Genomic DNA, 25101 nt, shown 5'->3' with positions numbered 1-25101 from the left:
AACCATGTATCTTAGCTACAGTACTAATTTACCACAGCAGGCTTATAGCCCCCAACAGTTAAGAGAAAACGAGGCGCAAGCAGCCAAGCACTGCGGCATCGGCATGACCGAGCTGATGGAAACGGCCGGTGGGTCCGTGGCGGCCTGGGTGCAGGCACATTACCCTAATAACCAGCGGGTACTGGTGGTGGTTGGCAGTGGCAATAATGGCGGCGATGGTTTTGTTGTTGCCGAGCAGCTAAAGCGTGCCGGTTATTCGGTGCAAGTGTGGCCACTGTTGTCTTTGGCTTATTTGGGTAGCGATGCCAAAGAAATGATGCGGCGCTATCTGCAGGGTGGAGGCGAGTGCGTAGCCAAGCCCAATCTGCACCAGTTCGAACTGATCATAGATGGCGTATTTGGTATCGGCCTAGATCGTCCGTTGAGCCAGGAGCTGCAAGATACCTTTACTCACCTCAATGAATTGCGTGCGGTGCGTATTGCCATCGATGTGCCCAGTGGGGTTAATGCCAAAAGCGGTGAAGTCTATCAAGGGGCGTTTGCCGCTCACCATACACTGACTTTTATCGGTTTAAAGCAGGGGATGCTCACCGGACGAGCCAAGGCGCAATGTGGCCTACTCTGGTTCGCCCCCCTTGGCGTGGATCAGGCTTTTGCCCATATCTGTATGCCTAAGGCGCGTCGTCTCGTTCATGAGGAGATGATGAGGAAGCGTCCGCAGCGCCAGCCCTGTGCCCATAAAAATAATGCTGGCCATGTGCTGGTGATAGGTGGTGGCCCAGGCATGGCCGGAGCCGCGCGTTTGGCCAGTGAGGCGGCGCTGCGCTGTGGTGCCGGCCTGGTCAGTGTGGCCACCCACCCGGATAATGTGATAGCGGTCTTGCAGGGGCGCTATGAGCTGATGGTACATGGGGTAAAGAAAAGCGAGCAGCTGACGCCACTCATCGACAAGGCATCGGTGCTGGTTGTGGGGCCTGGGCTGGGACAATGCTCCTGGGCCCGGGAGATGCTCGAGCAAGTGTTAAAGCTTGGCAAGGATAAAATTAAGGTGATCGATGCCGATGCCCTTAACTTACTGGCTCAGCATCCTCAGGAGCTGGGCTCGGCGGTGCTGACACCTCATCCTAAAGAAGCTGCCAGGCTATTAAGGACATCCGTGGTCGAGGTCGAAGCCAATCGTTTTGATGCTCTCAGAGAACTGGCAAAACGTCATCAAGCAACCGTATTGTTAAAGGGGCCGGGTACCTTGATCGGCTGTGAGCAAAGGCTGTGGATCAACAGCAGTGGCAGCGAGGTACTAGCGAGCGCTGGGATGGGTGATGTATTATCTGGTATTATAGCTGCTTTGTTAGCCCAGGGACTCAGTGTCCAGGATGCCACATGCCTTGGTGCATACTTGCATGGTTTTGCTGCCGAACAGGCGGCGGCGCAAGGTGGCAAGGGGCTACTAGCCAGCGATTTATTCCCAGTTTTAAGAGCATTAGTAGGATAAGCAACAGATGAGTCATGTATATCACCAGTATCTAGCCGATGAAGCGGCCACAGTGGCCTTTGGCAATACCCTCGCCAAGTTGGTGGCAGGTGGTGTGGTGATTTATCTCTATGGCGATCTGGGGGCCGGTAAAACCACCTTGAGTCGGGGGCTGGTGCAAGGGCTGGGCCATAAAGGCAAGGTTAAGAGTCCCACCTATACCTTGGTGGAACCTTATGAGCTACCCGAGGTCAATATATATCATTTTGATTTATATCGATTAGCTGATCCCGAAGAGCTGGAATTTATGGGGATCAGGGATTATTTTGATGACAATGCCGTGTGTATTCTAGAGTGGCCAAGTAAGGGTGCCGGGGTGATCCCTCGCGCCGATTTAAAAATCACGTTAGAGTACAACGGAGAGGCGCGTGAGATCAGCATTCTTGCCGACACCGAGCGAGGCGCTGACATAGTAACGAAGTTAAAAGGCAATGCTTAGAACAATTACAACCGCGAGCAAAATTACCTTAAGTTGCATACTACTGCTGTGGGCTGCGGCCGTTTCGGCCCAGAATAAAATTGAAGGCGTACGGGTGTGGCCGTCGCCGGATAGCACCCGCATTGTATTCGATATGGCCGAAAAGCCGGATTACAGCTTCTTTATGTTGAGTAATCCGCGGCGGCTGGTGGTCGATATTAATAACACTGCCCGACATAGCGATTTTCCAAGCATAGAAAAAAAACACCAGCTTGTTGATGTGATCCGTGCCAGCAAGCCAAAAAAAGCCGGTTCCACCCGGGTTGTTTTTGAGCTGCTTAAACCGACAAAACCGGTACTCTTTGCTCTGGCGCCGACCGGCCCCTATAAAGACCGCTTGGTGATCGATTTATACGATAAAAGCGATGGCCAGAGTGTCGAAAAGACTCCTAAAAATCGTCTACTTGAAACGAATCGCGACATAGTGATCGCCATCGATGCCGGTCATGGCGGTGAAGATCCGGGCTCCATCGGCCCAAGTGGCACCTATGAAAAAGACATCACCCTGAAAATTGCCAAACGTCTGGAGCGCTTGATCAATGCCGAGCGTGGTATGAAGGCGTATTTAGTGCGCAGTGGTGATTACTTTATCAAGGTCAACTCGCGTAGCGCTAAGGCGCGTGAGCGCAAGGCCGATTTCCTGGTTTCCATTCATGCCGATGCCTTTACCAGTCCTCAGCCTAGAGGCGCATCGGTGTGGGTGCTGTCACTGCGCCGCGCCAATTCTGAAATTGGTAAATGGATTGAGGACAGGGAAAAACACTCCGAATTACTCGGTGGTGCAGCCGATGTAATTCGTGATACCGCCAGTGAAAAATATTTGGCGCAGACCTTGCTCGATATGTCTATGGATCATTCCATGAAAACCGGCTTTAAGGTCGCCGAGGAGACGGTTAAAGAGCTCAGCAAGGTAGCGAAAATGCATAAGCGCTATCCACAAGCAGCGAGCCTGGGGGTATTGAAGTCACCGGATATTCCGTCGATCCTGGTGGAAACCGGCTTTATCTCCAACCCACACGAAGAGCGCTTGTTGCTGTCGGCGGGGCACCAGGAAAAACTGGCGCAAGCGGTATTTAAGTCGATCCGCGGGTATTATCAACAAAACCCACCGGATGACTCCCTGTTCGCCACCATTAAGGCGCAGAGTCCAACGCGTCATAAGATTTCTCGCGGCGAGTCGTTAAGCGTGGTCGCTAGTCGTTACGGCGTTTCGGTAAACGCCCTTAAGCAGGTAACAAACTAAAATCAGATCGGGTCTATATCGGCCAGGTACTGACCATTCCCAGCACCTAAGAGAGCTTATGAGCATAGAGATATTACCGGCGCGTTTGGCTAACCAAATTGCCGCCGGTGAGGTTGTTGAGCGTCCCGCCTCGGTGGTTAAAGAGTTGGTTGAAAACAGCCTGGATGCCGGCGCCACGCGTATTCGTATCGACATTGAGCGCGGCGGCCATAAGCTTATTCGCATTACCGATAACGGCAGTGGAATTGCAAAAGACGAGCTCACGCTAGCGTTATCGCGCCATGCCACCAGTAAGCTAAAAAGTCTCGATGATCTGGAAAATATTTGTTCGCTGGGTTTTCGTGGCGAAGCCCTGGCGTCTATCAGTTCGGTATCTCGGCTCACGCTGAAATCCAAGCCGGCGGCGCAAACCGAGGCTTGGCAGGCATTTGCCGAGGGCCGGGATATGGCGGTGCAGGTTCAGCCGACGGCTCACCCCGACGGCACCAGCATCGAAGTGAAGGATTTGTTTTTTAATACGCCGGCGCGACGTAAGTTTTTACGCACCGAAAAAACCGAGTTCAACCATATTGACGAGCTGCTCAAGCGTATCGCCTTAAGTCGCCTTGATATCGCCCTGACGTTAACGCACAACGGCAAGGTGGTCCGCCAATATCGTCCGGTGAGCGAAGAACAGGCGGTTAAACGCATTGCTCAAGTCGCAGGTAAAGGGTTTGCGGAGCAAGGAATGCATTTGCAAAGCGGCGAACAGGGCCTGTACTTGCATGGTTGGATCATGCCTCAGGAAACCCAAACCGAGCCACAATACACCTATGTCAATGGTCGGATGATGCGCGACAAGCTGATCCTTCATGCGATTCGTCAGGCCTTTGAAGAGCATGTGGGTGCCACCCATGTGCCGGCGTTTGTACTGTATTTAGAAATCGACCCCCGCCAGGTGGATGTGAATGTGCATCCGGCTAAACATGAGGTACGCTTTCATCAGGCGCGTTTGGTGCATGACTTTATTTTACAGGCGGTGCAGCAGTTAATCACCACCGAGCAAAGCCTGTTTGCTGGGCAAGAAGCAGTGGCGCAACCCCAAGCCGCCAGTTCGCCAGCACACTCAGGCGATTATCCGAAATCCCATTTGCAGCCACAGCTTAGGCAGCCGCAACATGAGGCTCAGTCATGGGGCTCGGCAGCCTCTGCATCTCCTCGGGTGTCTTCAGGTGGTGGAGTCGCTAATAGTGGCTACGCCAGTTCTGCTCCCAAGGCGGCGCAAATCGAGCAAGCTAATCGCTTTTACCAAGGGATTAGCGAGGTGCAAGCGCACGGTTTTACTCAGGCCGCACAGCAGGTAGCGCCCATAGCGGGGGCGGCGGTAACGGGTCAACATGTTGAAATTCTGCCTTTGCATATGGGCCGCTGTGCCTTTAGCCAAGGGGGCGAATTGTATCTCGGAGATTGGCGCTCTGTGTTGTTACCCGCCTGGCAGCAACAGCTGCAAGAAGATGCACAGTTGCCCGCCAGAGCGCTCCTACTGCCGGTGCGAGTAGCCATCAACAATGAAGAATCTACCCGGCTGGCACAGTGCCAGTCCTGGTTGGCGGTGCTGGGGTTTGATCTGGAACTGGCAAAACAGCATGTCATGGTCAAACGCCTGCCGAGCTGCTTGTATAGCCTGGATGCCAAAGAGGTGGTCGAGCGCCTGTTAGCGGCGCCGCTGAGTGAAAAAGACGGTGAGCAACCCTGGCTACAATGGCTGTTAACCCAGGTGCCGGCGGCCTATTTTGATGGCAATGATTTTCTGGGGTGGCAGTTGCAACTGCAAAAATGCCCAGAGATTATGCAGCGTTTACAGCAAAAAGCCGTTAAAATAGACGTATCCGAGTACCTCAACCAAATAAGCGTTTAAAGTTCTGTGAGTACACTGCCAGTTATTTTTTTAATGGGGCCAACGGCCTCGGGGAAAACCGACCTCGCCATCGAGCTATGCCAGCATTTTGATACCGAAGTGATCAGCGTTGACTCGGCCCTGGTATATAAGGGCATGGACATAGGCACGGCCAAACCCAATGCCGAAGAGCTGGCAAAGGCGCCGCATCGATTGATCGACATCATCGACCCGGCCGAAAGCTACTCCATGGCGGATTTTCGCAGTGATGCCCTGGCTCATATCAAAGAGCTGCATAGCCAAGGCAAGGTGCCCTTATTGGTTGGCGGTACCATGATGTATTTCAAAGGCTTACTTGAGGGGTTGTCGCCCCTTCCCGAGGCCGATGACGCGGTGCGTGCACAACTGGAAACCGAAGCCAAGGAACAAGGCTGGCCGGCATTGCATCAGCAGCTGCAGGAGATCGATCCTCAGGCCGCGGCAAAGATAAACGCCAACGATTCGCAGCGTATTAACCGCGCCTTAGAAGTTTTTCGTATAAGTGGTAAAACCATCACGGAGCTGCAGCAAACCAAGGCACAAGCTCTTGATTTTCCTGTTTATCAGTTTGCGATTGCGCCAAGTGATCGCAAGGTGTTGCACCAGCGCATAGAGAAAAGATTCAAAATTATGCTGGAGCAGGGGTTTGAAAATGAAGTTTTGTCCTTATATAACAGGAATGATTTACACCCTGATTTGCCCTCGATACGTTGTGTCGGCTATAGACAAATGTGGGATTACATCGCCGGTGAAATTGACTATGATGAGATGGTTTTTCGCGGCATTGCGGCAACCCGCCAGTTAGCAAAGCGCCAGCTAACCTGGTTGCGCGGTTGGCCGGACCTCACCTGGCTTGAAAGTGGGGATAGAGAAAACTTGCAACGTATAGTAAGTTCGCTAAGCTAATATTATTGGGACGATTTTTCTTTTAAGTATGTTCCAGATATAGTTACATAATAACACCTAAAAACTAAGGAAAATAACAATGGCAAAAGGCCAATCGTTACAAGACCCATTTTTGAATGCGTTACGTCGTGAACGTGTTCCTGTTTCTATCTTTTTAGTTAACGGCATTAAACTGCAAGGCAAAATTCAGTCATTTGACCAATTTGTAATCTTGCTTGAAAACACAGTAAACCAAATGGTGTATAAGCACGCGATTTCGACCGTCGTGCCGGCCCGTTCAGTTAATTTCCACGGTGCGCAAGGAACAGACGCGCCTGAGTCAGAAGAAGGGAATTTTAATCAGTAGGAGCAGTGTGCTTGTTTGACCGTTATGAAGCCGGCGAACAGGCAGTCTTAGTACACATAGAGTTTCCCCATGAAGGTGATAGAGAAGACCTTCAAGAGTTGGAAATGCTGGTGTCTTCTGCAGGTGTTAGTAGTCTGATGGTTGTGCAAGGCAGCCGTCAGGCGCCACACCCTAAGCTATTCGTCGGCACGGGGAAAGCAGAAGAAATCGCTGAGATTGTCCAATCCCACAACGCAGATGTCATTATATTCAATCACGAATTAAGCCCATCACAAGAGCGCAACCTAGAGAGAGTGTGCAAATGTCGCGTGCTCGATAGAACCGCGTTGATTTTAGATATTTTCGCCCAACGGGCGCGTACCCATGAAGGTAAACTCCAGGTTGAGCTGGCGCAATTACGCCATATTTCCACCCGTTTGATCCGTGGTTGGACGCACTTGGAGCGACAAAAGGGGGGTATCGGTTTACGTGGTCCTGGTGAGACCCAGCTTGAGACCGACCGCCGTTTATTGCGTGCGCGTATTAAAAACATCCTTAAACGCCTGGATAAGGTAGCCAAGCAACGTGAACAGGGGCGTCGAGCTCGTAATCGTAACGAGATCCCCAGCGTGTCCTTGGTCGGTTACACCAATGCCGGTAAATCGACCCTGTTTAACCGCCTTACCGAGTCGGATGTGTACGCCGCGGATCAGCTTTTCGCAACTCTGGACCCGACTTTACGGAAACTGGAAGTGCCGGATATCGGCAGCGTGATCCTTGCCGATACCGTGGGCTTTATTCGCCACCTGCCTCATGACCTGGTCGCGGCCTTTAAAGCCACCCTGACCGAGACCCGTGAAGCGGATCTGCAACTGCATGTGATCGATGCCGCCGACTCGCGGCGTAAGGAAAACATTGAGCAGGTGCAAGAAGTGCTTGAGGAGATCGGCGCTAGCGAAATTCCTCAGCTGTTGGTGTACAACAAAATTGACCAACTCGAAGATGTTGAGCCGCGTATCGACAGAGACGATGAAGGCAAACCGCGACGGGTTTGGCTATCGGCGCAGCAAGGTCAGGGGGTTGACCTGCTGAAACAGGCGATCAGTGAATTGCTGGCCAAGCAAATGCTCAATACCCTGCTGTGTGTACCGCCGAGCCAGGGACGTTTGCGTGGGGCTCTGTACAACCTCAATAGCATCAATAAAGAAGACTATGATGAGCATGGCAATTGGTTGTTGCAGGTGAATGTACCCATGAGCGATTGGAATAAGCTGAAAAAGGAAATCGGCGAACAAATCGATAGCTACCTTACTTAGCATTGGAAAATACGCTAAAGTAGCACCAGTAAAGATTTTCTTGTGTCATATGCGTGGTCGAACTCGGCTACAGCATGTGACAACGCAGGTAATGCTGAGCTAGCATTACCCCGAGTAACGAATATTGACAACTATGGAGTAGAGCTATGGCCTGGAACGAGCCGGGTAACAATGGCAACGGCAAAGACCCTTGGGACAATAAAGGTGGTCGCGACCAAGGCCCACCGGATTTAGACGAGGTACTGAAAAAGTATTCCGATAAGTTTGGCGGTCTGTTTGGCGGCAACAAGGGCGGTAACCGAGGTGGTGGCGTCGGTGGCGCCGGCATCTTTATTGTGGTGATCATTGCACTGATTATTTGGGCCTTGAGCGGCTTTTACACGGTAAAAGAAGCGGAACGTGGCGTGGTCTTACAATTCGGTAAGTTCGCCCGTATCGCCGAGCCGGGCCTGCGTTGGAAAGCAACCTTTATCGAAAACGTGATCCCCGTTGATATTGAAGCGGTACGTTCGCTGTCGGCGTCTGGCTTTATGCTGACCGAAGACGAGAACGTGGTAAGCGTTGAATTCGAAGTGCAGTATCGCGTCGTGGACCCGTATCTTTACAAGTACAGTGTTACCGATGCCGATCACAGCCTACAGCAAGCGTTGGATAGTGCGCTGCGTTATGTAGTCGGCCATGCGGAGATGGATCAGGTCTTGACCACAGGGCGTGAGCTGGTGCGTCAAAGCACCTGGGAAGAGCTGAACGGTATTATCGAGCCTTACAACCTAGGTTTAGTGGTTACCGATGTGAACTTTAAGGATTCACGTCCGCCAGCGGAAGTAAAAGATGCTTTCGATGACGCCATTGCCGCGCAGGAAGACGAAGAGCGTTTTATTCGTGAAGCGGAAGCTTATGCCCGTGAGATTGAACCTCGTGCCCGCGGTCGCGTTACGCGTATGACCCAGGAAGCAGAAGCCTATCGTGAGCGTGTAACCCTGGAAGCTCAGGGTGAGGTAGCGCGTTTTGAAAAGCTGTTACCTGAGTATCAAAGCGCTAAGCAGGTAACACGCCAGCGTTTGTATATTGATGCCATGGAGCAGGTGCTAGGCAACAGCTCTAAAGTCTTGGTTGACGTTGAAGGCGGCAACAACATGATGTATCTGCCTTTGGATAAAATCATGGAGCAGCATTCGTCAGGTAAAAAAGTAACTTTACCAAATTCCAATACCATCCAGGATTTACGTAACAAGCTAGGCACTAATTCATCGCAAAACAGCCAGGTAAATTCTGCCAACGACCGTTTTGCTAAAGACCGCTTTAATGGAGGACGATAAGTGAGAAATTTTAGTTTAATCCTCATTATTGCCGCAGTGCTCTTGTCTTTCTCTTCGGTATTTGTGGTACCGGAAGGACAAAGAGCCATTGTTTTGCTGTTTAGCAAGGTGCAAAAAGACGACAGTGACAATGCCGTGGTTTACGAGCCTGGCCTACACTTTAAGGTGCCTTTTGTTGCCCAGGTGCGTAAGTTGGATGCCCGTATTCAGACTTTGGATGGTACGCCGGATCGCTTCGTAACCAGTGAGAAAAAAGACTTGATCGTTGATTCTTATGTGAAGTGGCGTGTTCAGGACTTCAGTGATTATTACCTGCGTACGCGCGGTGATAAGAACTATGCCGAAACCCTGCTTAAGCAGAAGGTGAATAACGGTCTTCGTACCAACTTTGGTGCCCGCACCATTCGCGAAATTGTCTCTGGTGAGCGTAGCGAGTTAATGGCCGATGCCCTGGTGCAAGCCTCTGAAAGCGCGAAAGAGTTGGGTATTGAAGTGCTTGATGTACGCGTTAAGCAAATCAACCTGCCGGACGAAGTGAGCAGTTCAATTTACCAGCGTATGCGCGCCGAGCGTACCGCGGTAGCTAAAGAACACCGCTCACAGGGTCAGGAAAAAGCCGAAGAGCTGCGCGCCGAAGTCGATCGTCGTGTAACGGTCATGCTGGCGGATGCCGAGCGTAATGCCCGTTCTGTGCGCGGTCAGGGTGATGCCCAGGCGGCAAAAATTTACGCCGAAGCCTACAATAAAGATCCTGAGTTTTTCGGATTCGTGCGTAGCCTTGATGCGTATAAAAACACCTTTAAAGATAAGCAAGACGTGATGGTTATCGAGCCGAACAGCGAATTCTTCAAATATATGAAGAATGCATCGGCGCAATAATCGCTCTTGTTAGAAAAGCCCTGAGACCTTGTCTTGGGGCTTTTTTTTGCCTCGGGAGGACATATGAATTGGCAATTATTTTTAAGCGCGGTGGCATTGATGCTGATATTTGAAGGCTTGGGTCCGGCGTTATTTCCAAGAAAATGGCGAGCTTATCTATTACAGATTGTTCAAAGTGATGAGCGTACCCTAAAGGTGACCGGCATCATTTTAATCCTTGTTGGTGCGCTGTTATTTCACTTTGTCCAATCGGACTAGCCCCCTGAGCTAAAAGTAAAAATACTATTAGCGGAAAAAATAGCCAAAACGGGGTGATCTATGGCCCTCTTTTCTGATAAAATCTGCGCCTAATTTTTTCTAAGTGAATTTGCAATGGGTAAAAACGTCGTTGTATTAGGCACCCAGTGGGGTGACGAAGGGAAAGGGAAGGTTGTTGACCTTCTTACAGATAAAGCATCTTTAGTAGTACGCTACCAGGGTGGTCACAATGCTGGTCACACGCTAGTGATTAATGGTGAGAAAACCGTACTGCACTTGATCCCATCGGGTGTACTGCGTGACAACGTTAAATGTATCATCGGTAACGGTGTAGTACTTGCTCCTGACGCTTTAATGCGAGAGATCGGCATGCTTGAAGAGCGTGGCGTACCAGTGCGTGAGCGTCTTCTTATTTCTGAAGCTTGTCCGCTAATTTTGCCTTATCACGTAGCACTTGATGTTGCGCGTGAAAAAGCACGTGGCGATAAAGCCATTGGTACTACCGGTCGTGGTATCGGTCCTGCCTATGAGGACAAGGTAGCACGTCGTGGTTTACGTGTAGGTGATTTGTTCAACCCAGAGCAATTTGCTAACAAGCTGCGCGAGATTCTTGAGTACCACAACTTCACTTTAGAAAATTATTACAAGGTTGAGCCTGTCGACTTCCAAAAGACCTACGACGATGCCATGGCTGTGGCTGAAATCCTTAAGTCTATGGTTGTTGATGTTACGGAAATGCTAGACCAAGCACGTAACAACGGCGAGCACATCTTGTTTGAAGGTGCACAGGGTACCCTGCTTGATATCGACCACGGTACTTACCCGTATGTTACTTCTTCAAACACCACTGCCGGTGGTGTGGCGACCGGTGCCGGTTTTGGCCCACTAAACCTAGACTACGTATTGGGTATCGTGAAAGCGTACACCACACGTGTAGGTTCAGGTCCATTCCCTACCGAGCTATACGATGGCCTTGATAAGCAAGACCCTGTTGGTAAGCACCTTGGTGAGAAAGGTCACGAGTTTGGCGCGACAACGGGTCGTCTACGTCGTACTGGTTGGTTCGATGCCGTGGCTATGCGCCGTGCGGTACAAATCAACAGCATCTCAGGTTTCTGTATGACCAAGCTTGACGTACTTGATGGCCTAGAAACCATTAAGATCTGTACTGGCTACCAGCTTGAAGATGGCACGGTTACTAATGTGACTCCACTCGCCGCCGAAGGCTACGAGAAGGTAACGCCGGTCTACGAAGAAATGCCAGGCTGGAGCGACAACACCTTTGGTGTGACTCGCGTTGAAGATCTGCCAAAAGCGGCGATCGATTACATCAAGCGTATCGAAGAAATCACAGGTGTACCTGTAGATATCATCTCAACTGGTCCTGACCGTGTTGAGACCATGATCGTACGCAACCCATTCGGTGAGTAATTACCAAATGCGTTAAGAAAAAGCTGCTTCGGCAGCTTTTTTTGTGTCTAAGGCTAAAATTATGGCACCGCTTTTGCTGTAAAATGGCGACTATGCGAGAAATTGTCAAAGGAGCGTTATGCGTTTTTTACTTATCAGTTGTGTTCTAATAGCCATGACCTTAGGTGTGGCCCGTGCCGCAGAGCCTTTGGAAGCGGTACAGCTTTATACCCAGGATGAACTGGTAAAGCTCATTCGTAAAAATGCACATTTAAAACGTATCAAAGACGATGATTGCCAACTGGTGCAAGATATTGCCGCCCGGGCCAGCAAGATGCAGCTACCGACCTATCAATTCCTCTATGGTGACATGCTCGCCTATAACGTCTGTGTTGAGCGGGATGTGGAGTTAGGGGTGTACTATATGCGTCAGGCCGCCGAGCAGGGTCTGGCCGAGGCGCTGGAGCAACTGGGGCGCTATTATGATATCGGCCGCCTGGTGCAAGCGGACAAGGCCACGGCCATTATCTATTTACGTGAAGCCGCCGCTCAGGGTAATTTGCGGGCAAAAATGCGTTTGGTGAAACTTTATAATCAAGGCTATGGCAGCCCACACGATTATGAGGATGCCTATCGCTGGCTCTTCCATGCTTCCGTGGCGGATAGGGGGCAGCATAAAAAAATCACGCAGCAATTGGCTCTGCTTGCTAAAAAAATGCCGGACTCTGTGGTTGCCAGAGCGCGTTTACCCGTGGATAACTAGTGTCTTTGCTGCGGGTAAGAGCATCAATTTGCTGTAAAAGTCTAATCGACCCAAAACTTTAACAGTAATTCCCTGTTGCCTTTTTCTTATATGGGTTAAAATAACAGCATAAATCATAGTATAAGTTAATGAATGACCAAACAGGATCCATACCTCGATAGAGAACAGCAAAAATACGACAATCCCGTCCCCAGCCGAGAGTTTATTCTCGACCACATAAAAAAACGCTCTAAACCCGCCACCTTTAGCCAACTTTGTAGTGAACTTGATGTTTTCGAAAGTGATCGTCAAATCGCTTTTAAACGTCGCTTACGCGCAATGGAACGTGAAGGCCAGGTGCATTTTAATAAGCATAAGTGTTATGTCATCCCCGATGATAGCGGCCTAGTTAAAGGCAAGGTGATCGGTCACCGTGACGGCTTTGGCTTTTTACAGGTAAAGGGTGAGCCCAAAGACTGGTTTATTCCGCGCCATCAAATGAATCTAGTGCTCCATGGTGACGTGGTGCTGGCTAAGGCCAGCTCGCGCGGTCAGGGGGGCAAAGTAGAAGCGCGTATCGTCCGAGTGCTGGAAAATGAACGGGCGCCGATTATAGGTCGTTATTTTGTTGAGCACGGTATGGCCGTGGTGGTACCCGAAGATCCCCGCCTGACGCAAGACATTATCGTTTTGCCGGGGGCGGAAAAGGGCGCCCGTCATAATCAAATGGTGCAAATCGAGATCACCCAAAACCCCACGCGTCATATGAATGCGGTGGGCAAGGTCACCGAAGTGCTGGGCGATCACCTGGCGCCGGGTATGGAAATTGAAGTGGCGCTGCGCAATTATGAAATTCCTCATCAATGGCCTGAGGCCGTTGAGCAGCAGGTTGCGCCTCTGGGTGAGTTTGTTGACGAAAAAGATAAGCAAGGGCGCATCGACTTACGTCATCTGCCGCTGGTTACCATAGACGGTGAAGATGCTCGCGATTTCGATGATGCCGTGTATTGTGAGCGCAATAAATCCGGGGGCTGGCGCCTCTGGGTGGCCATTGCCGATGTGTCTCACTATGTGCGAAAAGGCTCACCACTGGATTTGGAAGCAATCAATCGTGGTAACTCGGTGTATTTCCCCGAGCAGGTGATCCCCATGTTGCCGAAAGTGCTTTCCAACGGCTTGTGTTCCTTAAACCCTAAAGTTGATCGCCTCTGTATGGTGGCGGAAATGACGGTTTCAGATGCGGGTAAGCTTTCCGGCTATCGTTTTTACGAAGCGGTGATGAACTCCCACGCACGTCTAACCTATACCAAGGTACACGGTATTTTAGAGGGCGATGAACGCCTGTGCGAAGAATACGCGCCTTTGGTAGGTTATTTAAAAGACCTACAGCAAATGTATATGGCATTAAAGGCGGCTCGTCAGCAGCGTGGTGCCATCGAGTTTGATACCCTGGAAACCCGTTTTGTTTTTAATGCCCATCGCAAAATAGACTCCATTGTGCCCGTGGTGCGCAACGATGCGCATATGCTGATCGAAGAGTGTATGATCCTCGCGAACGTCGCCGCGGCGCGGTTGTTAGAAAAGCATGAAGCCAGCGCCCTTTATCGGGTGCACGATGAACCGGACAGTGAGAAACTGGGTCATTTCCGGGAGTTTTTAGGCGAGCTGGGTGTCGAGCATCCTTTCGGCGAATCGCCGGAGCCTGGAGAGATCACCGCGGTTATCAATAAGCTGGCCGAGCGTCCGGAAATCGAGCTGGTGCAAACCATGCTGTTGCGGGCTATGAAGCAGGCGGTATATCAAGCCGATAATATTGGTCACTTTGGTTTAGCCTTGCCTGCCTATGCACACTTTACTTCACCGATACGTCGTTATCCTGACTTGGTTGTGCACCGTGCCATTAAGGCAATTTTAAAGTCTCAGGGTCAGCAAACCAGCGGTGAGCATATTTACACCGCCGATGAAGCGGACAAGCTTGGTGAGCAATGCTCCATGACCGAGCGTCGTGCCGATGATGCCACCCGCGAAGTGGCGGATTGGCTAAAATGTGAATACATGCAAGATCATGTGGGCATGCAGTTCGGGGGGGTCATTTCCTCGGTCACCAATTTTGGTGTGTTTGTACGCCTGGATCACCTGCAGATTGACGGCCTGGTGCACATTGCCAGTTTAGGCGACGAGTTCTTCCATTATGACGGTGCCAAACACTGCTTGGTGGGCGAGCATACCAACAAGGTTTATCGTATGGGCGATAAGGTGCGCGTACAAGTGGCATCGGTATCCCTTGAAGAGCGTCGTATTAATCTGGTGTTAGCCAGCGAAGGCGAAGACAGATACAGTCGCCGTCGCGCCAAGCCTTCGGTGCGCGAACAGCTAAAATCAGGGGAGATCCCCAGCAACGGCAAGAAGCCAAAGCCCGGGAGCAAGGCGACAGCCAAATCCGGCTCCAAGGCGGCGGGCAAAGGCAAGCCTAAAAAGGGCGGTGAAAAAGACAAAAAGGGGGCCGTGGCGAGAAAAGCCAAGGCCAATAAGGCAAAGAAAAAGCAGCGGGCAGGCAAGGGCGCGCGCAAAAAAGCAAAATAGTAGAGAGTGTTTGTGAGTAACGAACTAATTTTTGGCTTTCACAGCGTTGAAGCCATTTTAAGCAAAGAGCCGGAGCGCTTTTTAGAGATTTATGCGCTTAAAGGCCGCGAAGATAAGCGCCTCAATGACGTGATTAACCAGGCGCGTAAGTTTGGTATCTCAATCCAGTTTATGCAGCGTAAGGCTCTGGATGACAAGGCTAAAGGCGAGCAGCACCAGGGCATCATTGCCCGTGTACGTGCTGGTAAACAGTATAGCGAAAAGGATCTGGACGATATCATCAAGCGCGAACAAACGCCGTTTTTGTTGGTGCTCGATGGCATTACCGATCCGCATAACCTGGGGGCCTGTTTGCGTAGCGCCGATGCCGCCGGTGTACATGCGGTAGTCGTGCCAAAAGATAAATCAGCCAAGCTCAATGCCACGGCTCGCAAGGTGGCCTGTGGTGCTGCGGAAACCGTGCCATTAGTCCAGGTCACTAACCTGGCTCGTACCCTGCGTGAAATTAAAGACGCGGGCGTATGGGTAGTGGGCACCGCCGGTGAAACGGATACCACCTTGTTTGAAGCAAACCTCGCTGGCCCGATTGCCGTGGTGATGGGGGCCGAAGGCGATGGTATGCGCCGATTAACCCGTGAGCACTGCGATGTGTTAGTGAAAATTCCCATGGTGGGCACGGTTTCCAGTCTCAATGTATCGGTGGCTACCGGTATCAGCTTGTTTGAAGTGCTGCGTCAACGCAATTCATAAGGCTGTGCGAAAGCCCGGAGGTGCGGTTGGCCTGCAATAGGCCGCCTCGCCGTAGGGCTTGTTACCCACCTCCCGGCAGGCCTGTCAGGCGGCCCCAATAAAAGCTAAAAATCTCACCTTTTTTCCGCGCTTTTTGCATGGCTTTAAGTTGCTTAATTTGCCAACAATGCGTAGAATACGCGCTCATTTCGACCGTTTAACATTAATTCCTTGCCTTAAACCGAGTGGTCGAAACGGTGGAAGGCTATATTAACCGTAAGGAATACCCATGCGTCATTACGAAATCGTATTCATGGTTCATCCAGATCAAAGTGAACAAGTAGCTGGTATGATCGAGCGTTATACTGGTTCTATCACTGAAGCTGGCGGTAAAATTCACCGTCTAGAAGACTGGGGCCGTCGTCAACTGGCTTACCCAATCGAAAAGCTTCACAAAGCACACTATGTTCTAATGAACGTTGAAGCACCAACTGAAGTAATCAACGAGCTTGAAACTTCTTTCCGCTACAACGATGCAGTGCTACGTAACCTAGTTATGCGCACTAAAGATGCAGTAACTGAAGCTTCTCCTCTTGCTAAAGAAGAGAAAAAAGAAGCTGCTGAAGCTTAATCGTTCTGCGTGGTTGTAATGGCTGATACGCCTAGTGAGCAAGCGCTCAACTTAGTCGAACTTGGTGGCATTATTTGTAAGGCCCCAAAATTCAGTCAAAGCCCGGCCGGTGTACCACACTGTATTTTCGTGCTTGAGCATCGTTCAATACAGTTAGAAGCACAACTTAACCGACAAAGTTATGTTCGCATTCAAGTGGTCGCAAGCGGCAAAGAGCTTCAACCTGCAACACAATATTTGCAAGTTGAGCAACAGGTACGAGTCAGGGGATTTTTAAATCGCCACCAAGGCCGAAATGGCCTTAGTCAACTGGTACTGCACGCTCAGCAAATTGAAAGAATTAATTGAGGAAAATACTCATGGCACGTTACTTCAGACGTCGTAAGTTCTGCCGCTTCAAAGCGGAAGGCGTACAACAAATCGATTATAAAGATCTAGCTACTCTTAAAAACTACGTTACAGAAAGTGGCAAAATCGTACCTAGCCGTATCACAGGTACTAGCGCTAAGTATCAGCGTCAGCTAGCAACCGCTATCAAGCGTGCTCGCTACCTAGCCCTTCTTCCATACACTGACTTACACAAGTAAGCAGCGGATTAACAGTTTTTAAAAGGTGTAGAGACATGCAAGTTATTCTACTAGACAAGATCGCAAACCTAGGTGGCCTAGGTGACCAGGTTTCAGTTAAATCTGGTTTCGCACGTAACTTCCTTTTCCCGAAAGGTAAGGCAGTTCCTGCAACTAAAGTTAACATCGAAACTTTCGAAGCACGTCGTGCTGAGCTTGAAGCGAAAATCGCTGAAGAGCTAGCTGCTTCACAAGCACGCGCTGAGAAGCTTGAAGCACTTGCAGAAGTGACTCTTGTTTCTAAAGCAGGTGACGAAGGTAAACTATTTGGTTCAATCGGTACTCGTGACATCGCTGACGCGATCTCTGCAACTGGTATCGAAGTAGCTAAATCAGAAGTTCGCCTACCTACCGGTACTATCCGTGAAACAGGTGAATTCGACGTAGCAATCCAGGTTCACTCAGAAGTTACTGCAACTATCAAAGTGATCGTTATTGCTGAAGCTTAATCGTCGATTAGCTTTATGTGAAAAACCGCGCCAAGGCGCGGTTTTTTTATGCCTGTTTTTAGCGCAGGCTTTGCCGCCAAGGACGGCGGTACTAGGGTAACGCAGGAGCAGTTACCTAGCATCCTGACAATGTCGTTGGGCCGCCGACAATGCGGTTGTAGGTTGGTGCTTTGCGCCGACAAAGGTGTCTTTGGATAGATCTTGTCGCGTTGGGTGAGCGCGTTAAGAAAATAGTCCGGTGGACTATTTTTAACAAGCGAACGCCTTGAGCCAGAGAGAGGCCGGGGACGGCAACTTGAGATACAAATCACCTTAGGTGCAAGTGATTCATCCATGAAGCTGGGCTCCTGTCGGCATCCATGCCTCCACCTCCGTGAGCTGCGAAGCAAGGCTTCGGTCACCCGTCGCCCTCGCTCTCAATGACACACTCCACAACAAAACCTGATTTCTACAGCGCGAATTCAAACGGGAGATCGATACCTGTTAGTTTTGAGATTTCCTATAGGCCTCTAAGTGCCAAACTCGGAAGTAGAGCAATCATCAACTCCGCCCAATTGAGCAGAGTGTTCCTGAGCGATCAATCCCGCTATGCAGACTCGCGAAGCCATACAAGGGCATTATTTAGATTGATTGTTTCGCTCAGATTAGAACCTGAACAGTACACCGGCAGAAAACAGATCAACGTCTTCGTCAATATCATACCACTCCCACTCAGCGACAATACTGAATTGGTCATTGAACATGTATTCAGCGCCGAGGCCATACAAAAGATCGCTGCCATCGTCATCAATTCCGGAAGCAGCTCCGCCTCCTTCGAGATCCCAAGTGATCATGCCAAACTTGCCGAACAGGCCAAAATGCTCATTGAGTGGTAGCTTGCCCTTCGCAGCGAGTGACCACCCGTCTACTGCGGCGCTGACTTTCGAACCGTCTATGGAACCATCGATCTCACCAAAATCCACCCAAGCGGCCTCAAACGCGAGGTTCGAATAGAACTCCCAACCACCGAAGATCTTCCTGCCGGTGTCCTCATCGTCGCAACTGGTGATACCGCTGCACGCATCGATGGTAGCTTGCCCGATGCTCGCCCCCGCGTAGAAGTCATTCTGTGCGACGGCATTACCCGTTATGCCCAACATCAACAAAATTGCGCCATTAAGTTTCGATTTTTTCATTACTTTCTCCGAGTCGAGTATAGATAGCGTAAATGTTACTCCAAAGTATATTTGTACTTACTAGGACAGTTATAACACGCCCATCCCTTTGTAAAATTGGTTTCCTGTATATGCGTGTCTCACTGATGTTTCCATACTTTTGTGATTAATTTCATGTGGGTACTGAAAATAATGTAGTCGAAGCGTCACGATCTGGAAAATTTTGGAGCGAGCAGGCAAGGTTGCTTTCTTAAGAATTTGCATCAAGAGCGACCATCCTAGCCACAAAGGTAATGTATTAAAAGACAATGGGAAAAAGTGATGGGGCCAGAGTTATTGATGTTGGAAAGCCGTTATGGACGGTAATTACCGTTTAAATAGATAATATGAGATGCTTCGAGCGTCTTCTCCTCGCTCAGTGCAGACACTAAGCTGATGTGAAGACTAGTCGATTCAAACTAACACTCTATCTCCATGGCTTGGGGGTGTTGAGGTGACGATGAAGGAGAGGTGTTCACCGTGTTTATTTTTGAGTTGGTGCGGTGTTTGGGCGGGGATGTGGATGCCTTGTTGAGGGTGTAATTCATACTCTTTACCGTCTACTTCGATGGTGGCGATGCCGCTGAGGACAAAGAAGAACTGTTCGGCATGTTCATGATAGTGAGAAACTTCTTCGCAACCTGGTGGCACGCATTCTTGAATAACGCTGAGGTTGGCAGATTTCACTAAATGCCAACCATCGCAGTTATCGCCCCAGGTGTAGTGCTCTGTATTTTCGGTAGTAACGGGTTTCATGCTATTCCTGAGTTAAATGTTTATGGCCAGCAGTCGCAGGGGAGGTCGGGTAGGTCGCAATTTTTTCCTCTACCCGCGCAGCTGGCGACATCGCATGCCGCGGATGGATCGCAGCAGTCATAGCCGTTGTCTTTCTTTTTGCGTTTATTCTTATCTTTTTTTTGGGCGTTTAGTTGTAGCGCGACATAGGCACTTTTGCACGCATGCATTCGTGTTCTGATTTTTTGGTATCCATGCCAGACACCATCTTTTTTGACGATGTCTAACACTGCGGTAGAACAGGACGTTCCTTTGTGCAGGCAGGCATGCGCACAGCGAAACCCTTTGTAGGGAGAAATAAAGCGCTGATAGAAGCGTATAAAAATTACCGCGAGGAAGTTCATCGTTATTTCCTAATACTTGACTCGCTACCACAGGTAAAGTTCGTGAAGCAGGATATACCCGAAGTAGCTAAGAAAACCCCAAACAATGACAAACAAAACCTCACACCATATCTTTGTGTTTGTATCCAACTTGATACGCCGAAACTGTCTAGTGCCAATATAGCCATATAGAAATGATGCGTTGGTGATGTTGCTCATCAAGCCAGATGGAGAGTCCCAACACTTTATTTCGTTTGGGTATTTGCATTTAAGTTTGCTGATAACAACAAGATTAACCAACAACATCAAAAATAGTAGCGAAAAGAAAATTTCCAAATGCTCAATCCTTGCTTAAAGCCGTTCGTGATTATGACTTTTAGACCACATCCCATGTTGGCTAGATTAACTTTTCAGCATAGAAAGTCTAGCGTTTGCATTTCCTTAATTAGCACCGAACTGAACCAAGCATTTCTTCTAAGTCGTAGTCGGCGACCCGACAAGATCTCAATTCAAAGTACCATCGTCACCACGATCACCCAACTTTTCAGCCCCACGCCAAAGGCACCTTTGTGACCCTTTGAAAAATAAATTAAAAAATTTTTTAAAACCGTTTAAACCCTTTGTACTTTTGGGTGCGTCTAATACAGTAACAAAGCAAATAAACAACAACAGGATGACGCGGATGTTGGTTAATGCCGAACAGGCATTCTCACAAACACAAACGGCGCAACAGGAACAACAAACCATCGAGAAAGCCCAGCAGGGTGACCAAGATGCTTTTTATGTCCTGTACCAATGCCACGTGAGGCGAGTGTATGCGCTCTGTCTTCGCTTGGTGGCCGATCAGGCTCAAGCGGAAGATGTGACCCAGGAAGTGTTTGTGCAGTTGTGGCAAAAAATAAACAGCTTTGATGGCAAGTCGCAATTCAGTACCTGGTTACACCGGGTCGCCAGCAATATAGCCATCAGTTATCTGCGCAAGCAAAAAAATTGGCTACAGCGCGTCGTCAGCAGTGAAGAGACGGGTATGGAGCACGAGCAAGCCGCGCAATGTCAGGAGCTTAACGGTCTCGACAAACTGATAGTACGCTTGCCCGAGCGAGCCAGGCAGGTATTCGTACTGCACGCGGTGGAAGGCTATCGCCACGAAGAGATAGCAAAGATGATGAATATGGCGGTGGGATCGTCAAAATCCCAGTATCACCGCGCTCGAGGGTTGTTACAGGAGTGGTATGAAAATGAATAAACCAGACTTCGACCAATTTTTAAATGAGCAACTGCAGTCGCAAGAGAAGGAGTTGAGCCCAAGTCGCGACCTGTGGCCCGGTATTGAGCATGCCATTAATTTGCAAAGTAACGCACAACCCAGTGCCGCAAAACGTAACTGGGTAATGCCCGCATTTGGTAGTGCCGCCGCGGCGATCCTGGTGGCCGTTGTGGGCTTAAATATGCCCATGCAACAAGGCGCAGAGCAAACCCAGTTTGCGCTGATCAGCGATGTGTTTGAGCAGCAGAAGCAGAGCTTGCTGGTGCAGTACCAGTCGCAACCGGCGTTAACCGATAACTGGCAACAACAACTGGCCGAACTTGAGCAGGCGGAAAAGGCAATAAAAACCGCGCTGGAAGACGACCCGAATAATCGCGCACTGCTTGGCATGTTAGCGCAAGTATACCAACAACAACTTGATTTAATTAATAAAGTGCATTCACCCAAACAAAGCACTGTATTACAGCATATTTAGGAGAACGACATGAAAGCATTAGCATATACCCTAGCATTGGTGCCTTGTTTAGCATTGGCAGGTGAAAAAATTGACGAGCAAATCAGCGTGCCGGCCGACGGTCGCATCTTTATAGACAACCAGCGCGGCGACATCATTATCAAGGGCTGGGAAAAGGCCAGTCTGCAAATCAAGGGCGAGCTGGACGATAGAGCAGAAGGCTATACCTTAGAGACGCGCGGCCAACGCACCGATTTTATTGTCAAAATGCCTAAGAACTACAACAAGGGGTGGGGCTGGGGCAACAACAATGATGAGAGCGGCGAGGGCTCAAAGTTGACCATATATATGCCGATGCAAAGCGCCCTAAACCTGGAAGGCATCAGTGTCGATGTGGATGTGAGCGAGCTTAACAGCGACAGTCGCATTGAAACCGTCAACGGTGATATCGATGCCAAGGATCTCTCGGGCAAGCTTATTTTTGAAACCGTTAATGGTGATGTCAGTGGCACCAACTTAAACGGTGATATTCGTTATCAAACGGTCAATGGTGATATCAATGATGTTGATTCGCAGGGCCAGCTGCGCATGACGCTGGTCAACGGCGATGTGACCAGCACCACCAAGTCAGAGGACATTCGCTTTGAGAACGTCAACGGTGATTTAACGCTGCGTGCTCACACGCTCGGTAGCCTAAAGCTTAATACCGTTAATGGTGAGTTGGAAGTCTACGTAAAAGAGCTTAAAGCCAATGCGCAAATCCGCGCCGAAAGCGTCAGTGGTGACTTCGATTTATACCTGCCAACGAACGTGTCGGCACGTTTTGACTTAGACGCCCATGCCGGTGGCGATATTCGCAATGAGCTAAGTAAAGACAAGGCGGTTGAAGCCAAATATGGTCCGGGCGAGAGCCTAAGCTTCACTCTGGGTCAGGGCGAGGCGGAAGTGGAAGTGACCACCATCAGTGGTAACACCAACCTACGTAAAAACGACTAATTAACGCGACTAGCAAAAAAACAACTCCCAACTTGGCGGGCACTTAGCCCGCTTCTTTTTTAAAAATACCACGCAGTTGTTGCACTGCCATACTAAGCCGATAAAATAAGGCAATTCGCTCCCCTTTTGAGTCACTATGGCAAAGATAGATAAACAGGTTGATAGCCTAAAAGTACCCCCGCATTCCATTGAAGCCGAGCAATCCGTGCTTGGTGGCCTAATGCTTGATAATGAAGCCTTTGACCGTGTGGCTGAGATAGTGGTATCTCAGGATTTCTATACCCGCACCCACAGGTTTATTTTCGAAGCCATGGAACGCTTGGTGGAAGCTGGGCAGCCCATCGATCTTATTACCATCTCGGAATCCCTGGAGAAAAATAATCAGCTTGAGGGGATCGGTGGCTTTGCTTACCTGGGGGAAATTGCCAAAAACACGCCAAGCGCGGCGAATATCACTGCCTATGCGCAGATCGTGCGCGAACGTGCCGTGATACGTGAAATGATCGGTGTGGCTAATGAAATTGCCGAGGCGGGCTTTAACCCGGAAGGGCGTGGCAGCCACGAACTGCTCGACCTCGCCGAGAGTAAGGTGTTTAAAATCGCCGAGCAGCGTACCAAGAGCACCGAAGGTCCGCAGAATATCCATACTATTTTGGAAAAAACCGTCGATAAGATTGAAGAACTGTATCAGTCGCCACAAGACGGCGTGACCGGGGTGAGCACCGGGTATTCCGACCTCGATAAGATGACCGCTGGTTTGCAGCCTTCGGATCTGATTATCGTTGCCGCCCGTCCATCAATGGGTAAAACCACCTTTGCCATGAACCTGGCCGAGCATGCCGCCATGACGCGCGATAAGCCGGTGGTGATCTTCTCCTTGGAGATGCCCTCGGAACAGATCATGATGCGTATGTTGGCCTCATTAGGGCGTATTAACCAAACCAAGGTACGTACCGGTCAGCTGGACGATGATGATTGGGCGCGCCTGTCATCCACCATGGGTCTGCTGATTGAAAAGGGCAAGATGTACGTCGATGATGCCTCAGGGTTAACGCCTACCGATGTACGCTCACGCGCTCGTCGCATCGCCCGCGATCACGGCGGTATCAGTATGATCATGGTCGACTACCTGCAGTTGATGCGTGTTCCTAGCCTGTCGGATAACCGGACACTAGAGATCGCCGAAATTTCACGCTCTCTAAAGGCCTTGGCCAAAGAGCTGGAATGCCCTGTGGTCGCCTTATCGCAGCTTAACCGTACGCTGGAGCAGCGGGCCGATAAGCGTCCGGTAAACTCTGACTTACGTGAATCGGGCTCAATCGAGCAGGATGCCGACTTGATCATGTTTATCTATCGTGACGAAGTGTATAACGAAGACAGTAATGATAAGGGCACCGCAGAGATCATTATCGGTAAGCAGCGTAACGGCCCTATCGGTAAGGTCAGGTTAACCTTCCAGGGGCAATACTCACGTTTCGACAATTATGCCGGACCGGCAATGGATGATGAGTACTAATATTTATGGCGTTGGCTACGGCAACAATTGATTTTTCTGCGCTGCGAGCCAATCTCGCCCGGGTTAAAGAACTGGCTCCCAACAGCCAGGTGATGGCCGTACTGAAGGCCAATGCCTATGGCCATGGTCTGGTGCCTATAGCCCAGCAACTGGCCGGGGCAGATGCCTTTGCCGTGGCCCGCATTGAAGAGGCCTTGGCACTGCGTACCGGCGGTATAACCAAGCCCATCGTGCTGCTTGAGGGCTTTTTTAAGGCCAGTGATATCGACATCATGCTGGCCAACAATTTTCAAACCATAGTTCATGATGAATACCAGTTAGCGGCGCTGGAGCAGGCGCAGTTAAATGGGCAGATCAAGGTGTGGCTAAAGGTCGACACCGGTATGCATCGCCTCGGTATTGAGCCTGAGCAATTCGAGCAGTTTTATCAACGTCTTAAGGGCTGTGAGAATGTGCATGAACAGCTTCATCTGATGACCCACTTCGCCTGTGCCGATGAGCTGGATAACAGCTATAACCAAACTCAGCTGGCCACTTTTACCACCCTGGTCAGCGATAAGCAGAACCCCCTATGTCTGGCTAACTCTGCCGCCATTATCAATTATCCGCAAAGTCATGGCCACTGGGTACGCCCAGGGTTAATGCTGTACGGGGTATCGCCGGTGCAGGGGAAAACGTCCTCCGAGCTGGGGCTAAAGCCGGTTATGAGCCTGACCAGCGAAGTCATCGCCGTGCGCCGAGTTAAGAAAGGCGAGCCGGTGGGCTATGGCGGTCATTGGCATGCCAGTGCCGATACCCGGTTAGCGGTGGTCGCCATTGGCTATGGTGACGGCTACCCGCGCCATGCCGAAAACGGCACCCCGGTGCTTATCAACGGTCGTCGTTATCCCTTGGTGGGACGGGTTTCCATGGACATGATCAGCGTAGATATAGGCGCCGATAACCAGAGCGTGGCGGTGGGTGATGACGCCATCATGTGGGGCGCCGAGCTCGGCATCGAAGAAATTGCCACCTGCGCCAGCACTATCCCCTATGAATTGCTGTGCAATATCACTCCACGGGTTACCTACCAGTATCTAAACTAGGCGGTGAGAAGCCGCCTTTGTTGTTATTTTCCCGCCCTGCGCAATGAAAAATAAGCTATCAATTTGATTTATAAGTGAAAAGCTAATTATCCCAGTGGGGTTGTGGCCGACTTGTAAAGCAGTTGTTTCTTT

25 protein-coding genes and 1 pseudogene are annotated in these 25101 nt (G+C 50.2%); 23 read left to right on the top strand and 3 right to left on the bottom strand.

Annotated elements, in window-relative coordinates; translation table 11 throughout:
- The first annotated feature begins 4 nt into the window (after window positions 1-4).
- From C2M29_RS01090 to rplI, 18 genes and pseudogenes are all read left to right on the top strand, one after another.
- Window positions 5-1492 (top strand): NAD(P)H-hydrate dehydratase, encoded by a 1488-nt coding sequence (locus tag C2M29_RS01090; protein ID WP_105187960.1) that lies wholly within the window; start codon window positions 5-7, stop codon window positions 1490-1492.
- A 7-nt stretch (window positions 1493-1499) separates the two neighbouring features.
- Entirely contained in the window at window positions 1500-1970 is a 471-nt protein-coding gene (tsaE, locus tag C2M29_RS01085; RefSeq protein WP_105187959.1) for a tRNA (adenosine(37)-N6)-threonylcarbamoyltransferase complex ATPase subunit type 1 TsaE, read from the top strand.
- Window positions 1963-3302: pseudogene (locus tag C2M29_RS01080) on the top strand (N-acetylmuramoyl-L-alanine amidase). The gene tsaE and the pseudogene C2M29_RS01080 overlap by 8 nt, the downstream one beginning before the upstream one ends.
- A gap of 8 nt (window positions 3303-3310) precedes the next feature.
- Window positions 3311-5149, top strand: coding sequence for a DNA mismatch repair endonuclease MutL (mutL, locus tag C2M29_RS01075; RefSeq protein WP_105187958.1), 1839 nt, complete (start codon window positions 3311-3313; stop codon window positions 5147-5149).
- A 6-nt stretch (window positions 5150-5155) separates the two neighbouring features.
- The gene (gene miaA, locus C2M29_RS01070; RefSeq protein WP_105187957.1) at window positions 5156-6073 is read left to right on the top strand and encodes a tRNA (adenosine(37)-N6)-dimethylallyltransferase MiaA; all 918 of its coding nucleotides are present in this window, start codon (window positions 5156-5158) and stop codon (window positions 6071-6073) included.
- A 79-nt stretch (window positions 6074-6152) separates the two neighbouring features.
- Window positions 6153-6419: an RNA chaperone Hfq gene (gene hfq / locus C2M29_RS01065; protein WP_105187956.1), complete on the top strand. Its 267-nt coding sequence runs from the start codon at window positions 6153-6155 to the stop codon at window positions 6417-6419.
- An 11-nt stretch (window positions 6420-6430) separates the two neighbouring features.
- On the top strand, window positions 6431-7714 hold the full coding sequence (gene hflX, locus C2M29_RS01060; RefSeq protein WP_105187955.1) for a ribosome rescue GTPase HflX: 1284 nt from the start codon (window positions 6431-6433) through the stop codon (window positions 7712-7714).
- Between the two features lie 146 nt (window positions 7715-7860).
- The gene (gene hflK / locus C2M29_RS01055; RefSeq protein ID WP_105187954.1) at window positions 7861-9033 is read left to right on the top strand and encodes an FtsH protease activity modulator HflK; all 1173 of its coding nucleotides are present in this window, start codon (window positions 7861-7863) and stop codon (window positions 9031-9033) included.
- Complete coding sequence (hflC, locus tag C2M29_RS01050) at window positions 9034-9912, top strand: protease modulator HflC (RefSeq protein WP_105187953.1); 879 nt, start codon at window positions 9034-9036, stop codon at window positions 9910-9912.
- Between the two features lie 63 nt (window positions 9913-9975).
- Window positions 9976-10170: a DUF2065 domain-containing protein gene (locus tag C2M29_RS01045; RefSeq protein WP_105187952.1), complete on the top strand. Its 195-nt coding sequence runs from the start codon at window positions 9976-9978 to the stop codon at window positions 10168-10170.
- 114 nt (window positions 10171-10284) lie between these two features.
- Complete coding sequence (locus tag C2M29_RS01040; RefSeq protein WP_105187951.1) at window positions 10285-11601, top strand: adenylosuccinate synthase; 1317 nt, start codon at window positions 10285-10287, stop codon at window positions 11599-11601.
- Window positions 11602-11755: 154 nt separating this feature from the next.
- Window positions 11756-12343, top strand: a complete 588-nt coding sequence (locus tag C2M29_RS01035; protein ID WP_233998329.1) for a tetratricopeptide repeat protein — start codon at window positions 11756-11758, stop codon at window positions 12341-12343.
- A 132-nt stretch (window positions 12344-12475) separates the two neighbouring features.
- Window positions 12476-14905, top strand: coding sequence for a ribonuclease R (rnr, locus tag C2M29_RS01030; RefSeq protein ID WP_105187949.1), 2430 nt, complete (start codon window positions 12476-12478; stop codon window positions 14903-14905).
- A gap of 12 nt (window positions 14906-14917) precedes the next feature.
- Window positions 14918-15655, top strand: a complete 738-nt coding sequence (rlmB, locus tag C2M29_RS01025; RefSeq protein ID WP_105188099.1) for a 23S rRNA (guanosine(2251)-2'-O)-methyltransferase RlmB — start codon at window positions 14918-14920, stop codon at window positions 15653-15655.
- A gap of 268 nt (window positions 15656-15923) precedes the next feature.
- Window positions 15924-16265 carry a 30S ribosomal protein S6 gene (rpsF, locus tag C2M29_RS01020; RefSeq protein WP_105187948.1) on the top strand — a complete coding sequence of 114 codons (342 nt, stop codon included), beginning with the start codon at window positions 15924-15926 and terminating at the stop codon, window positions 16263-16265.
- 18 nt (window positions 16266-16283) lie between these two features.
- Window positions 16284-16613, top strand: a complete 330-nt coding sequence (gene priB, locus C2M29_RS01015) for a primosomal replication protein N (protein ID WP_105187947.1) — start codon at window positions 16284-16286, stop codon at window positions 16611-16613.
- 11 nt (window positions 16614-16624) lie between these two features.
- On the top strand, window positions 16625-16852 hold the full coding sequence (gene rpsR / locus C2M29_RS01010) for a 30S ribosomal protein S18 (RefSeq protein ID WP_010386263.1): 228 nt from the start codon (window positions 16625-16627) through the stop codon (window positions 16850-16852).
- Window positions 16853-16887: 35 nt separating this feature from the next.
- The gene (gene rplI / locus C2M29_RS01005; RefSeq protein ID WP_105187946.1) at window positions 16888-17340 is read left to right on the top strand and encodes a 50S ribosomal protein L9; all 453 of its coding nucleotides are present in this window, start codon (window positions 16888-16890) and stop codon (window positions 17338-17340) included.
- A 644-nt stretch (window positions 17341-17984) separates the two neighbouring features.
- Here the strand turns inward: rplI and C2M29_RS01000 are convergent.
- From C2M29_RS01000 to yidD, 3 genes are all read right to left on the bottom strand, one after another.
- The gene (locus tag C2M29_RS01000; RefSeq protein WP_105187945.1) at window positions 17985-18515 is read right to left on the bottom strand and encodes an outer membrane beta-barrel protein; all 531 of its coding nucleotides are present in this window, start codon (window positions 18513-18515) and stop codon (window positions 17985-17987) included.
- A 432-nt stretch (window positions 18516-18947) separates the two neighbouring features.
- Window positions 18948-19289 carry a cupin domain-containing protein gene (locus tag C2M29_RS00995; RefSeq protein ID WP_105187944.1) on the bottom strand — a complete coding sequence of 114 codons (342 nt, stop codon included), beginning with the start codon at window positions 19287-19289 and terminating at the stop codon, window positions 18948-18950.
- A gap of 20 nt (window positions 19290-19309) precedes the next feature.
- Window positions 19310-19672, bottom strand: coding sequence for a membrane protein insertion efficiency factor YidD (yidD, locus tag C2M29_RS00990; RefSeq protein WP_105187943.1), 363 nt, complete (start codon window positions 19670-19672; stop codon window positions 19310-19312).
- A gap of 661 nt (window positions 19673-20333) precedes the next feature.
- Here yidD and C2M29_RS00980 point away from each other — a divergent pair.
- The 5 genes from C2M29_RS00980 (at window position 20334) to alr (ending at window position 24969) form a co-directional block, all read left to right on the top strand.
- Complete coding sequence (locus C2M29_RS00980; RefSeq protein WP_105187941.1) at window positions 20334-20897, top strand: RNA polymerase sigma factor; 564 nt, start codon at window positions 20334-20336, stop codon at window positions 20895-20897.
- A complete protein-coding gene (locus C2M29_RS00975) occupies window positions 20884-21393 on the top strand; it encodes a hypothetical protein (RefSeq protein ID WP_199774841.1) in 510 nt (169 codons plus the stop codon). Before C2M29_RS00980 ends, C2M29_RS00975 begins: the two co-directional genes overlap by 14 nt.
- A gap of 9 nt (window positions 21394-21402) precedes the next feature.
- Window positions 21403-22368, top strand: coding sequence for a DUF4097 family beta strand repeat-containing protein (locus tag C2M29_RS00970; RefSeq protein ID WP_105187940.1), 966 nt, complete (start codon window positions 21403-21405; stop codon window positions 22366-22368).
- Between the two features lie 136 nt (window positions 22369-22504).
- Window positions 22505-23884 (top strand): replicative DNA helicase, encoded by a 1380-nt coding sequence (gene dnaB / locus C2M29_RS00965; RefSeq protein ID WP_105187939.1) that lies wholly within the window; start codon window positions 22505-22507, stop codon window positions 23882-23884.
- Window positions 23885-23889: 5 nt separating this feature from the next.
- Window positions 23890-24969 (top strand): alanine racemase, encoded by a 1080-nt coding sequence (alr, locus tag C2M29_RS00960; protein ID WP_105187938.1) that lies wholly within the window; start codon window positions 23890-23892, stop codon window positions 24967-24969.
- The last annotated feature ends 132 nt before the right edge of the window (window positions 24970-25101 follow it).

The organism is Pseudoalteromonas sp. T1lg48, assembly GCF_002964785.1.
GTDB lineage: Bacteria > Pseudomonadota > Gammaproteobacteria > Enterobacterales > Alteromonadaceae > Pseudoalteromonas.
The sequence above is the reverse complement of the archived record's forward strand: the minus strand, read 5'-3'. Positions and strand labels throughout refer to the sequence as shown.